This window comes from Pseudomonas oryzihabitans, from assembly GCF_032027545.1.
GTDB lineage: Bacteria > Pseudomonadota > Gammaproteobacteria > Pseudomonadales > Pseudomonadaceae > Chryseomonas > Chryseomonas oryzihabitans_F.
The window spans coordinates 297,300-310,848 of record NZ_JAVSJB010000003.1 but is presented as its reverse complement, the minus strand read 5'-3'; the positions used below and the strand labels follow the sequence as shown (position 1 = coordinate 310,848).

Below are 13,549 nucleotides of genomic sequence, written 5' to 3'. Positions count from 1 at the left end.
CGAGATGATCGATCGACACGACTACGTAGCCCTCGAGTGGGTCAAGGGAGAGATCGCCGAAACCTTGCAGCAGGCCCGCAAGGCGCTCGAGGCCTTCGTCGACAACCCACAGGACCGTAGCCGCCTGGGTTTTTGCCGGACCTACGTGCACCAGGTCTATGGCACCCTGCAGATGGTGGAGTTCTATGGCGCCGCCCTGCTGGCCGAGGAAATGGAGCTGCTGCTGCAGGAACTCCACGAAGGTCGGGTGAGCAGCCCGGACGAGGCGCTGGAAGTACTGATGCAGGCCATCCTGCAGGTGCCACCCTACCTCGACCGGGTACTGGAAGCACGCCGCGACCTACCCCTGGCCATCCTGCCGCTGCTCAATGACCTGCGTTCGGCGCGTGGCGAGAAGTTGCTGTCGGAAACCAGCCTGTTCTCGCCGGATTTCTCCGCCGCCCCGCTCTCCCTGAGCGACGCGGAGCTGGCTGATCGCGCTTCGCCGGACTGGCTGCCGCGCCTGCGCAAGCTGCGCCAGGCCCTGCAGGGTGCCCAGGTCGGGCTGTTCCGCGACCGCGATGTCCATTTGCACCTGGACTACCTGCTGCGGGTGTTCGAACGCCTGGACCAGCTCTGCGCCGGGTCGCCCTTCGGCGCCCTCTGGCCGGTGGCGGCGGGTCTCACCGAGTTGCTCAAGGCTGGCGAGCTGGACAACAGCAGCTCCATCCGTGGCCTGTTGCGCCAGCTCGACCGTGAGCTCAAGCGCTTGATCAGCGATGGCGTGGTGACGCTCAACCAGCCGGCGCCGGCGGATTTGCTCAAGAACCTGCTGTTCTATCTGGCCAAGGCGCCGGTGCAGAGTCCGCGCATTGCCGCGCTCAAGGCCCACTATCGTCTCGACGAAGCCCTGCCGGATGCCGAGCTGGTGGGTTTCGAGCGCTCGCGCATCGTCGGTCCCGACCGCGAGGCCATGCGCTCGGTGGTCACCGCGCTGTGCGAAGAGCTGGTGCAGATCAAGGACAGCCTCGATCTTTTCGTGCGCAGCGATCGCCAGCAGGTCGGCAGCCTGCGTGGCCTGCTGGCACCGCTCAAGCAGATCGCCGATACCCTGGCGGTACTGGGCTTCGGCCAGCCGCGCAAGGTGGTGCTGGAGCAGCACGAGGCCGTCGGTGAACTGGCCGAGGGCGGGCGCGAAGCCAACGACGCGGCCCTGATGGATATCGCCGGCGCGCTGCTCTACGTGGAGGCGACCCTGGCCGGCATGGTCAGCGGCAACGACTCGGGGGATTCCGAGGAAAACCGGCTGCCCACCACCGACATCGACCAGTTGCACCGGGTGGTGGTACGGGAGGCGCGCAACGGCCTGGAGCAATCCAAGGACGCCATCATCGAATTCATCGCCTCCCAGTGGAACCACGTCCACCTGGAGCCGGTGCCCCTGCTGTTGACCCAGGTCCGTGGCGGCCTGGCGATGATTCCCCTGGAGCGGGCCGCCGCCCAGGTCCAGGCCGCGAACGACTACATCTGCGAGCAGCTCCTTGGCAAGCAGGCGGTGCCGGACTGGCAGAGCCTGGATACCCTGGCCGACGCCATCACCAGCGTCGAGTACTACCTGGAGCGCCTGGCCGAGGATCCGTCCACACCCCACGAGATGATCCTCGACATTGCCGACGAGAGCCTCATCGCCCTTGGTTATCCCGCCCGTGCGGCGCATGAGGAGGTATCGCCACCGACGCCTCCCTTCGACGCGCCGGCACTGGACGCCGCTGCCGTCGACGAAGCCCTGCCCCAGGCCGCCAACGCAGCCATGCTGGAGCTTGACGCGCTGCCGGACGAAAGGCTGCTGGAAAACCTCCCCGTCAGCGAAGAGCCGAACGTCGACGAACACCCCGAAGCTTCGTTCGAGCTGGCGCCGATCTTCGAGGAGCCGATGTTCGAGGAACCAGGCTTCGAGGAGGAGTCGCTGACCCTCGAGCCTGCGGACGAACTCGCTGCGAGCCCGGAGGATACCGAGGCGGCGCGGCCGGACGAGTCTTTGCCCACTCCGGATGTCGACGAAGACAGCGAAGAGCCCGAGGAGCTGCTGGCCGGCGTCGAGCTGGACCAGCTCGAACCCCTGGGCGTGGACATCGATTCGGTGGCCGAAGTCCTGGCGGCACCGGTCAACCCCATCAATCCCCCGGCGGCCCAGGTGCCTCATGCCTTGCTGCCGCCGCCTGCCGACGCCGAGCCGATCGAGGAAGAGCTGCGCGAGGTCTTCATCGAAGAGGCGGGCGAAGTCCAGGCGGAGTTGGAACGCTGGTTGCCGACCTGGCATGGCGACCCCGAGGGGCGCCCGGCGCTGGCCGAATTGCGGCGCAATTTCCACACCCTCAAGGGCAGTGGGCGGATGGTCCAGGCCCTGGTCATCGGTGAACTGGCCTGGGCAGTGGAGAATCTGCTCAATCGCCGCCTGGACCACAGCGTCGGCCACAGCGCCGCGCTGCAGACGGTGGTGGACGACGTCTGTGCCCTGTTGCCGGAATTGGTGACGGAGTACGCCGAGGATCGTCAGCGGCAGCGCGACGACGTCGACTGGCTGGCCCATGCCGCCCATGCCCTGGCCCGCAACGAGGTGCTGCCCGAGCGGGACGCCGTCCAGGGGACGGAGCCGGTCGAGGTCGCGGCGCTACCCCTGGTCGAGGTGACGGACGTCGGTACTGCCGCGCTGGACGAAGCCTCCAGCGAGGCCGACAACCAGTTGCTGGAGATATTCCGTACCGAAGCCCAGGCGCATCTGGAAACGGTGCGCCGCTACCTGGAGCAGGCCGAATCCGGCAGTGGCCAGGCGGTGTCCGATGCCCTGCTGCGTGCCCTGCATACGCTCAAGGGCAGTGCCCACATGGCGGGCAGCTCGCCGGTGGCCGAACTGGCTTCGGCGCTGGAGCGTCTGGCCAAGGAATACAAGCTCGCCCACATCCCCTTCGCCGCGCCGGAGCGCGAACTGCTCGCCCGTGGCGCGGATCTGCTGGAGGCACGGCTCGCCATCCTCGAGGACGGCTTCCTGATGGAGCCCCTGACCGGGGCGCCGGCGGTGATCGCCGAGTGCGAAGCGCTGCTGGAGCAGTTGGGCGAGGAGTTGCCGGTGCCTGAGGTACCGGTGCCGGAGCGGCGCGACGTCCTGCGCCTGTCCGATTTCCTGATGCCGGCGATGGATCTGCTACTGGACGCCGACGAGCGCCTGGTGGCCTGGCACACCGGTGGTGCGGCCGAGGCTTGTCCGGATCTGCTGGCCGAACGGCTGAACACCTTTGCCGATCAAGCCGCGCGGGTCGGCCTGGTCGATGTGGAGCAACTCGCCGAAGCCCTGCAGGCGGTCTATGCCGCGGTCGCCAGCGGTTCGCTGCCGGCCGACGAGGCCTTCTTCCGGGAGGCGGAAGATGCCCAGGAAGCCCTGATCAGCATGCTCAACCAGCTGGCCAGCGGTACCCGCGCGGCCCCCTGCGACGAGCGTATCGACGGGCTGCGCGCCTTGCTGGTCGGCATCTTCGCCGGGCTGCCCGAAACGGCGACGGCACTGCTGGGTGAGCCCGAACCCGAAGCCTTCCTGGCTGCCGACGTCGCCACGCCGGTCGAACCGGCAGCGGCACTCGACCTCGAACTGCCCGCCGAAGCCGAAGCCGAAGCCGAAGCCGAAGCCGAAGCCGAAGCCGAAGCCGAAGCCGAAGCCGAAGCCGAAGCCGAAGCCGAAGCCGAAGCCGAAGCCGAACCGGAGCCCGAGGCCGAGCCAGACGTTGTGGCCGAAGCCGAACCGGAGCCCGAGGCCGAGCCAGACGTTGTGGCCGAAGCCGAACCGGAGCCCGATGCTGAGCCAGGCGTTGTGGCCGAAGCGGAGCCGGAGCCCGAGGCTGAACCAGAAATCGAAGCCGAAGCGGAAAAGCTGCTCGAACAGACCGAGCCGCCGCTGGAGTCGACTCCGGAAGCGACCGACGACGTCGATCGCGAAATGCAGCTGATCTTCCTCGAAGAAGCCCTGGACCTGCTGGACAGCGCCGACCGAGCGCTGGAGCGCTGGTTGATCGAGCCGCAGCAACGTTTCCATCTCGGCACCCTACAGCGTGACCTGCACACCCTCAAGGGGGGGGCCAACCTGGCCGAGATCGCCCCGGTCGCCGCCCTGGCCACCGAGCTGGATGCCATCTACGAAGGACTGCTCGACGGCCGTCTCGCGGGCGGCGCCGAACTCGGCGTCCCGCTGCGCGATGCCCATGCCTGTCTCGCCACCCAGCTGGAAGAGCTGGAAAACGGTGCGCCGATCAGCGAATACGCGGACGAGATCGAGCGTCTGCAGCGCATCCGCGCCGGGCATCTCGACGAGTTGGCGAACGAGACGCCGAGCGCTGACCTGGCCGAGCCGTCGGCGGAAGAGGCTCTCGACGCCGCCCCGGCCACGCCGTCGATGCCGCCCCTGCCCACCGCGGACGGCCCCGACGCCGAGTTGCTGGCCATCTATGTCGAGGAAAGCCGCGACCTGCTGGACAGCATGGCCAGCTCGCTGCGCGCCTGGGAAAAGGATCCGCGCAACGGCATCGAGCTGGAATCCCTGCTGCGCGACCTGCATACCCTCAAGGGCGGTGCGCGCCTGGCCGAGGTGGACGCCATCGGCGATCTCGCCCACGCCCTGGAAGCCTTCTACGAGGGGCTGGCACGAGGCCGGATCAAGCCGGGCCCGAGTCTCGGTGGGTTGCTGCATCGCTGCCATGACCGTCTGCACGAGCAGCTCGAAGCCCTCGCTCTGGGGCAGGCATCCCCTGCGGCCGACGAGCTGATCGAGGCCCTGCGCGACTATCGCGAGCAACCGGTCATGGCCGCCGAATCGCTTGCATCGCCGCCGGTCGCGGCACCGATCTTCGACGAGGAAACGGATGCGGAAATCCTCGAGATCTTCATCGAGGAAGCCCAGGACCTGCTGGCCAGCATGGATACCGCGCTGGCCCGCTGGCCCGCGGCGCCCGACGTGGCGGTGGACGAGCTGCTGCGCTGCCTGCACACCTTGAAGGGCGGGGCGCGACTGGCCGGTCTCCATGGCCTGGGCGAACAGGCCCACGACCTGGAACAACAACTCGCCGAGCTGCGTTCGCTGGCAGTGGGACTGAACGAGGGCGAAGGCGCTCGCGTACGGGATCTGGCGGTGAAGGGCGTCGACCAGTTGCAGTTGGGCGTCGTCCGGCTGTCGGCGCCGAGCGCGGCGCCCACTGCGGCCCCGACCTCGGTTGCCGAGAGCGAGCCATCGGACCACCCCGAATGGCCGGACGAGGCACCCTCGGAGCTGGCCGAGGCAGCGCCCGCCGAAGAAGAGCCGATTGCGGAAGCGCCGGACGAGCCCGTCGTGGATGAACCTTCGATCCTGGCCAATGAGGCGCCCGAGCCCGAGCCTGAGGTCGCGGTGGCGCCCGTCATGGTGGCTCCCGAGCAGCCCAGCGCACCGGTCGCCGTGCTGCCCTTCGTGCAGCGCCTGCAGCAGGTCCGCCAACAGGCGGCACAGCGCCGGTCCTCCCAGGAACTGGTCCGGGTCCCGGCGGCGTTGCTGGAACAGCTGGTCAACCTGGCGGGCGAGACCTCGATCTTCCGTGGTCGCGTCGAGCAGCAGGTGAACGACATCGGTACCACCCTGGGTGAGATGGAAGCCACCATCGAGCGGGTCCGCGATCAGTTGCGACGCCTGGACACCGAGACCCAGGCGCAGATCATCAGCCGCCACCACGAAGACGTCGACCGCGTCGGCTACGAGGATTTCGATCCGCTGGAGCTGGATCGCTATTCCCAGCTGCAGCAGCTGTCCCGTGCGTTGTTCGAATCGGCGTCCGACCTGCTGGACCTGAAGAACACCCTGGGGCAGCGCAACCGCGACGCCGAGACGCTGCTGCTGCAACAGGCCCGGGTCAACACCGAGCTGCAGGAAAGCCTCATGCAGACGCGCATGGTGCCTTTCGAGCGCATGGTGCCGCGGCTGCATCGGGTGGTGCGCCAGGTCAGCGGCGAACTGGACAAGCCGGTGGAGCTGAGGGTCGGCAACGCCGAGGGCGAGCTGGACCGCACGGTGCTCGAACGGATCATTCCGCCGTTGGAACACATGCTGCGCAACGCCATCGACCACGGCATCGAAGACCCCGCCGGGCGCCAGCGCGCCGGCAAGCCGGCCGAAGGCGTCATCAGCCTGGATCTGCGCCGTGAGGGCGGCGACATCATCCTCACCCTGGCCGACGATGGTCGCGGTATCGACCTAGGCGCGGTGCGCCGCAAGGCGATCGAGCGCGGACTGATGGCCGAGGGCGTCGAGCTGCCCGACGCCGACGTGCTGCAGTTCATCCTCGAATCGGGCTTCTCCACGGCCGCCACCATTACCCAGATTTCCGGGCGCGGCGTGGGCATGGACGTGGTTCACCAGGAGGTGAAGCAGCTCGGCGGCAGCATGGACATCCACAGCGAGTCGGGTGAGGGTACGCGCTTTACCATCCGCCTGCCGTTCACCGTGTCGGTGAACCGGGCGCTGATGGTGCATGCCGGCGACGACCTTTACGCCGTACCGCTGAACACCATCGAAGGCATCGTGCGGGTGACCGCGGCCGATCTCGAGCGTTTCTATCGCCCCGGGGCGGAAGCCTTCGAATACGGCGGCCAGCGCTACGATCTGCGCTACCTGGGACACCTGCTCGGCAACGGCCAGCATCCCAAGCTGACCGGCCAGAGTCTGCCGCTGCCGGTGGTCCTGGTGCGCTCGGCCGAGCACGCCGTGGCCGTGCAGGTAGATGCGGTGGCCGGTTCGCGGGAAATCGTGGTGAAAGGCCTGGGGCCGCAATTCGCCGGGGTGCCGGGCCTCTCCGGCGCTACCCTGCTCGGCGACGGACGCGTGGTGGTGATCCTCGACCTGCTGGCGATGATCCGTAGCCAGCGCAGCGCGGCCGACGACGCGGCACACCTGGCCCAGAACCTGCAGGCATCCGTGGAAGCCAGCCGCCCGGTCCTGGTCATGGTGGTGGACGATTCGGTAACGGTACGCAAGGTGACCAGCCGGTTGCTGGAGCGCCATGGCATGGAGGTCTTCACCGCCAAGGACGGGGTGGACGCCATCGCCCAGCTCCAGGAACGCCAGCCGGACATCCTGTTGCTGGATATCGAGATGCCGCGCATGGATGGCTTCGAGGTGGCCACGCTGGTCCGCCACGATGCCCGACTCAAGGACCTGCCGATCGTGATGATCACCTCCCGTACTGGGGAAAAGCACCGCGAGCGCGCGCTGAGCCTGGGCGTGAACGAGTACCTGGGCAAGCCCTATCAGGAGAGTGAACTCCTGGCCCACATTCATCGACTGGTCAGGGAACATGACTGAGATGCATACCGCCCGCGTCGCCATCCTGGCCGATAGCCCCCTGCAGCGCCACGTGCTGCAGCAGGTGCTGGCCGACAATGGCTATCACGTAGTCCTCAACAGCGATCCCGAGCGTTTCGACGAGGCCGAATGGCCGTCGGTGACGACCGACCTGTGGCTGATCGACCTGAGCCAGACCGAAGAGTCGCCGCTGGTGGACGTCCTGCTGGAAGAGGCCGAGGTACCCATCCTGTTCGGCGAGGGCCAGGCGCCGGAGCGCTTCACCGATCCCTTCAGCCACTGGGAGAAGCGGCTGATCGGCAAGCTCAAGCGGCTGATCGGCGATCCGGTCGCGGCGGTCGGTCCGGCGCTGGAGACCCTGCTGCAGGATCAGCCGCGCCCGCCGCGCCTGGCGCTGCCCGAGCCATTGGCCAACCTGCCGTTGCCGGCAGGCGATCCGGCCCCCGAGGTCTGGTTGCTGGCCGCCTCCATTGGCGGTCCGGCGGCGGTGAAGGCCTTCCTCGACGCCCTGCCGGGTGGCCTGCCGGTCGGCTTCCTCTATGCCCAGCACATCGGCGACGGCTTCGCCGCCAATCTGCTGCGCGCGGTCGGCCGCCACAGCCAGTGGCACATCCAGGGCGTGCGTCCGGGTGAGCCGATCCGCTGTGGCGAAGTGGTGGTAGTGCCGACCCAGCAGGAACTCAACTTCACTGCCAATGGTGCGCTGGACATCGTCGAGCGGGCTTGGCCCGAACCCTATACCCCGTCGATCAGCCAGATGATGCTCAATCTGGCCCAGCATTTTGGCGCGCGTTGCGGGGTCATCGTCTTCAGCGGCATGGGCAACGACGGTACCGCCTCGGCGCCTTACGTTCGTCGCCGCGGTGGCACCCTGTGGACCCAGTCGGCGAGCACTTGTGTGGCCTCCAGCATGCCGGAAAGCCTGCGTGAATCGGGCCTGGCGACCTTCACCGCCGATCCTCGCGGCCTGGCCGAAGCGCTGGTGGCGCGACTGGCCGAGCAGCACAGCTAGAGAAGAATTCATCCATGTCGACCGCTGCTTCCGCCAACGAACACCTGACTGGCCTGCTGCTGACCCTGGCCGATCGCACCCTGCTGCTGCCCAACGCGGCGGTGGCCGAGCTGGTGCCCTGTCGCGAGATCCGGCCACTGCCGGTGCAGCCGGACTGGTGCCTGGGCCAGGTCGCCTGGCGCGATCTGCGCCTGCCGCTGATCAGCTTCGAGGCGCTGTCCAGCGGTAGCGCCGCCCAGTTCGATGGTGACCGCCATGCGCGGGTGGCCATCCTCAACGCCCTGGGTGGCCGCGACCGAGTGCGCTTTCTCGCCTTGCTGATCCGCAGCATTCCGCGTTCGCTGCGCATCACCCCGGCGCTGGCCGCCGCCGAGGTGCCCCTGGCCGCCCTGGAGCTGGGCGCCGTGGCCTACGAAGGCGGCATGGCGCGTATTCCCGATCTGATCGGGGTGGAAGAACGCCTGGCCGACGCCGGGGTGTTCTAGCGGGTCAGGCGCATCCTGCCGGCTTCATCGCGGACGACGCTCACTCCACGATAGTCGGCCAGGGTCGGCAGACCCAGATCCAACGGCTCGCGATGGGTCGCCGTGATGGCGACGGCATCGGCGCCTGCAGCCTTGGCCGCGGCGAAGCCGGCATGGGCATCCTCGAATACCAGGCAATCGCCGATCTCCACACCCAGCTTGCGTGCTCCGGCCAGGAAGCAGTCCGGCGCCGGCTTGCCCTGGGTGACGTCTTCGGCGCAGACCATCACCGGCGGCAGGCTCATGCCCGCGGCCGCGAGACGGACCTCGGCCAGGCGCCGCGAGGCGGAGGTGACCAGCGCCCAGCTACCTGCCGGCAGGCTGGCGAGAAAAGCCGCCGCGCCGGGGATTTCCTGGATGTCGTGGACGTCGGCGATCTCCAGTTCGGTGATGGCGCGGGTCTCGGCTTCGATGTCGGCGCCGGGCGGGGCGAAGCGCTTGACCGTCTCCACCGCCCGCACCCCGTGCATCACCGCCAGCACGTCCGCCGGGTCGAGGCCATGGCCGAGGGCCCAGGTGCTCCAGGCGCGTTCGGCGGAGGCCACGCTGGTGAGCAGGGTGCCGTCCATGTCGAAGAGGAAGGCGGCGTAGGGGCGAGAGGGTAGGGTCATCCAGGGCTCCGAAACTATCCGTTGGGAAAGGGTTGGACCGCCGCGCGGCAGTGGTCGCTCGTACAGATCAAGAGGTCTGGAAATCGCCCCAGAGTTGCTGGGCGACGCTCAGCGCCACCACGGGCGCGGTCTCGGTGCGTAGCACCCGCGGGCCCAGGCGCGCCGGCTGGAAATCGGCGGCCCGCGCTACGGCCACCTCGGCCTCGCTCAGCCCACCTTCCGGACCGATCAACAGTGCCAGACGGCCAGGGCGGGCGTGGCTTTCCAGGGGCTCGGCCACCGGATGCAGCACCAGCTTGAGATCGGCGGCCACGCTGGCCTGCCAGTCGGCCAGCAGCTGCGGCGGATGGATCACCGGCACGCTGGACCGCCCGCATTGCTCGCAGGCGCTGATGGCCACCTGGCGCCAGTGCTGCAGGCGCTTGTCGGCACGTTCGTCCTTGAGGCGGACCTCGCAGCGTTCGCTGACCAGCGGGGTGATCTCGGCCACGCCCAGTTCGGTGGCCTTCTGGATCGCCCAGTCCATGCGTTCGCCGCGGGACAGGCCCTGGCCAAGGTGGATGTGCAGGGGGGAATCGGGCTGGCCGGCCAGCGCCTCGGTGAGCTCCACGCTGAGGCTCTTCTTGCCCACTTCCGTCACCTGGCCCAGGTATTCCCGGCCGCTACCGTCGAACAGCTGCACGGCATCGCCCGGCGCCAGGCGCAGCACCCGACCCAGGTAGTGGGCCTGGGCCTCGGGCAGGTCCAGGCGGCCGAGGGCCAGGGGCAGGTCGAGATGGCAGCGGGTGAGACGCATGGCAGGCTCCAGATCAGCCGGGATCGCGGTGGTTGGGGTGCAGGTCGCTCAGGGCGACGCTGACCGAGGTGCGGGTGGCGAGGTCGATGCCTTCGCTCGCCACCTCGGCGAGGAAATCGATTTGCTCGGGGGTGATGATATAGGGCGGCAGGAAGTAGACCACGTTGCCCAGCGGGCGCAACAGGGCACCGCGGGAAAGGGCGTGCTGGTAGACGGCGAGACCGCGTCGTTCCTGCCAGGGGTAGGGGGTGCGCTGGGCCTTGTCGGCGCTCATCTCAATGGCCAGCGCCATGCCGGTCTGACGCACTTCGCCGACGTGAGGGTGCTCGGCCAGGTGGGCGGTGGCTTCGGCCATGCGCCGGGCCAGCGGCTTGTTGGCTTCGATGACGTCGTCCTGTTCGAAGATGTCCAGGGTCGCCAGGGCGGCAGCGCAGGCCAGCGGGTTGCCGGTGTAGCTGTGGGAATGCAGGAAGGCGCGCAGGGTGTGGTAGTCGTCGTAGAAGGCCTGGTAGACCGCATCGGTGGTCAGGCAGGCGGCCAGCGGCAGGTAGCCGCCGGTGAGCGCCTTGGACAGGCAGAGGAAATCCGGGCGGATACCGGCCTGTTCGCAGGCGAACAGCGTGCCGGTGCGGCCGAAGCCCACGGCGATCTCGTCATGGATCAGGTGCACGCCATAGCGGTCGCAGGCCTCGCGCAACAGGCGCAGATAGACCGGATGGTACATGCGCATGCCGGTGGCGCCCTGGATCAGCGGCTCGACGATGACTGCGGCGACACTGGCATGGTGCTCGGCCAGGGTACGTTCCATGTGGGCGAACATCTGCCGGGAGTGTTCTTCCCAACCCGTCCCCTCGGGGCGCAGGTAGCAGTCGGGGCTCGGTACCTTGAGGGTGTCCAGCAACAGGCCCTGGTAGGTCTCGGTGAACAGCGCCACGTCACCCACCGACATGGCCGCCACCGTTTCACCGTGATAGCTGTTGGTCAGGGTGACGAAACGGCGCTTCTGCGGCTGCCCCATGTTGCGCCAGTAGTGGTAGCTCATCTTCAGTGCCACCTCGATGCACGAGGAGCCGTTGTCGGCGTAGAACACTCGGTCGAGGCCAGCCGGGGTGAGGGCGACCAGGCGCTCCGACAGCTCGATCACCGGCTGGTGGCTGAAGCCGGCGAGGATGACGTGCTCCAGCTGGTCGACCTGGGCCTTGATGCGCTCGTTGATGCGCGGATTGGCGTGGCCGAAGACGTTGACCCACCAGGAGCTGACGGCGTCCAGGTAGCGATTGCCGTCGAAGTCCTCCAGCCAGACGCCCTCGCCACGGCGGATCGGGATCACCGGCAGCTGTTCGTGATCCTTCATCTGGGTGCAGGGGTGCCAGAGCACCTCCAGGTCGCGGCGCATCCAGTCGTGATTGGTCATGGCGGTCTCCCGGCACTGGCCCGGCGGCAAAAGGGGGCGCAAGCCTAAGTCAGGCCGCACGACAGGAGCAAGGCGCGGGCCGATTGCCGGTCGTGGCGGCGGCTAGTTGCCCCGTTGCCGCTCGCGTATGCTGCGCCACCGCCGTTTCCCGGTCCCAGGAGTCTAGAGAAGATGTCGTCGCGTTGGACAGGTTTTACCGTCTGCTTGGCAGCCGGCGTATTCGCCACCAGCCTGAGCGCAGGTGCTGCCGAGAAGGCGCACAAGGACGCCCATAAAGAAGTGCACAAGGCACCGGAAAAGGCCGCCGCTGCCCCCGCCGCGCCCAGTGGCCCCTCGGCGATCGTAGTCGGCGCCGGCCTGGCTGGCCTGGCCTCGGCCTATGAACTGCAGCAGGCCGGCTGGAACGTGACCCTGCTGGAAGCCGGCCCCCGCGTTGGCGGTCGCTCGGGCCTGGCCTCCAGCGAATGGATCGGCGACACCAAGGCCCAGCCGGTACTCAATCACTACCTGGATACCTTCAAGCTCAAGACCGTCGACGCGCCGTCCTTCGTGCGCACCCCGGGCTACCTGATCGAAGGCCAGTATTATTCCCAGGACGACCTGGCGCAGAAGATGCCGGCCGTGGCCGATGCCCTCAAGCGTGTCGACAAGTCCCTGGACGACCTGGCCGCCGCCATCAGCGATCCGCTGCAGCCGACCGCCACCCCAACCCTGCATGCCCTCGACCAGATCAACGCCGCCACCTGGCTGGACAAGCAGAACCTGCCGCCGGTGGCCCGCCAGCTGATCAACCAGCGCATCCGCACCCGCTACGACGAGCCTTCGCGGCTGTCGCTGCTCTATCTGGCCCAGCAGACCCGCGTCTATCGCGGTGTCGACGACAAGGACCTGCGCGCCGCCCGCCTGCCCGGTGGCAGCGACGTCCTGGCCCAGGCCTTCGTCAAGCAGATCAGGACGATCAAGACCGACAGCAAGGTGTCGAGCATCGTCCAGGCGCCGGACGGCGTCACGGTCAAGGCCGGCGCCACCGGCTACAAGGCCGACTACGTGGTGATGGCGGTGCCGTTGCGCGCCCTCGGCCAAGTGCAGATGACCCCGGCGCTGGACGCCACCCAGCAGGCGGCCATCAAGGGCACCACCTACGGCTGGCGCGACCAGATCCTGCTCAAGTTCAGGACCCCGGTGTGGGACAGCAAGTCGCGCATGAGCGGCGAGATCTACAGCGACCAGGGCCTGGGCATGCTGTGGGTGGAGCCGGACGTCAAGGGCGGTGCCAACGTGCTGGTCAACCTGGCCGGTGACAGCGCGCGGTTGGTGCAGGCCTTCGGCGACAAACAGATGGTCGACCAGGTGCTGATCCGCTTCCATGCCATCTATCCCAAGGCACGGGGTGCCTTCTCCGGCTACGAAGTGCGCCGCTACAGCCGCGATCCGGGCGTGGGTGGTGCCTACCTGGCCTACGGTCCGGGGCAGATCACCCGTTACTGGCGACTGTGGGAAAAGCCCACGGGCCGGGTGATCTTCGCCGGCGAGCATACCGATCCGCTGCATCCGGGCACCCTGGAAGGCGCCCTGGCCAGTGGGCAGCGCGCGGCGGGGCAGGTCCGCGACCTCAAGGCCGGCAAGGCCGTGGTCCCGGTGGTTGCCAGCGCCAAGGCACAGGCCACCCCGGCTGCCGCACCCAAGCCCGCCGACGCCGCGCTGGCCAAGGACAGCAGCGAGCACGGCTTCTTCTGGAAGCTGTTCCACTGGTCGTTCTGATCCCGGCCAGGGCACAGGCGCTGCACCCCTGCAGCGCCTGTGCTGGATCGGCAGGCACGCTGGCGCATCCGTCGATCCAT

General features: G+C 68.2%; 7 protein-coding genes. 4 read left to right on the top strand and 3 right to left on the bottom strand.

The window, feature by feature from the left end:
• Positions 1–4: 4 nt before the first annotated feature.
• From RND78_RS06340 to RND78_RS06330, 3 genes are read left to right on the top strand one after another with little or no spacing between them, the layout of a single operon-like run.
• Positions 5–7,351, top strand: coding sequence for an Hpt domain-containing protein (locus RND78_RS06340; protein WP_312726919.1), 7,347 nt, complete (start codon positions 5–7; stop codon positions 7,349–7,351).
• Positions 7,344–8,363: a chemotaxis protein CheB gene (locus RND78_RS06335; protein ID WP_312726917.1), complete on the top strand. Its 1,020-nt coding sequence runs from the start codon at positions 7,344–7,346 to the stop codon at positions 8,361–8,363. Before RND78_RS06340 ends, RND78_RS06335 begins: the two co-directional genes overlap by 8 nt.
• Before the next feature lie 14 nt (positions 8,364–8,377).
• The gene (locus RND78_RS06330) at positions 8,378–8,848 is read left to right on the top strand and encodes a chemotaxis protein CheW (RefSeq protein WP_312726916.1); all 471 of its coding nucleotides are present in this window, start codon (positions 8,378–8,380) and stop codon (positions 8,846–8,848) included.
• On the opposite strand, the gene RND78_RS06325 is transcribed toward RND78_RS06330, so the two are convergent.
• The 3 genes from RND78_RS06325 to RND78_RS06315 form a co-directional block, all read right to left on the bottom strand.
• The gene (locus tag RND78_RS06325; protein ID WP_312726915.1) at positions 8,845–9,498 is read right to left on the bottom strand and encodes an HAD-IA family hydrolase; all 654 of its coding nucleotides are present in this window, start codon (positions 9,496–9,498) and stop codon (positions 8,845–8,847) included. The two genes, RND78_RS06330 and RND78_RS06325, sit on opposite strands and share 4 nt — an antisense overlap.
• Before the next feature lie 67 nt (positions 9,499–9,565).
• A complete protein-coding gene (locus RND78_RS06320) occupies positions 9,566–10,294 on the bottom strand; it encodes a 16S rRNA (uracil(1498)-N(3))-methyltransferase (protein ID WP_312726914.1) in 729 nt (242 codons plus the stop codon).
• A 13-nt stretch (positions 10,295–10,307) separates the two neighbouring features.
• Entirely contained in the window at positions 10,308–11,708 is a 1,401-nt protein-coding gene (locus tag RND78_RS06315) for an adenosylmethionine--8-amino-7-oxononanoate transaminase (protein ID WP_312726913.1), read from the bottom strand.
• A gap of 171 nt (positions 11,709–11,879) precedes the next feature.
• On the opposite strand from RND78_RS06315, the gene RND78_RS06310 reads away from it, so the two are divergent.
• On the top strand, positions 11,880–13,469 hold the full coding sequence (locus RND78_RS06310; protein ID WP_312726912.1) for a flavin monoamine oxidase family protein: 1,590 nt from the start codon (positions 11,880–11,882) through the stop codon (positions 13,467–13,469).
• The last annotated feature ends 80 nt before the right edge of the window (positions 13,470–13,549 follow it).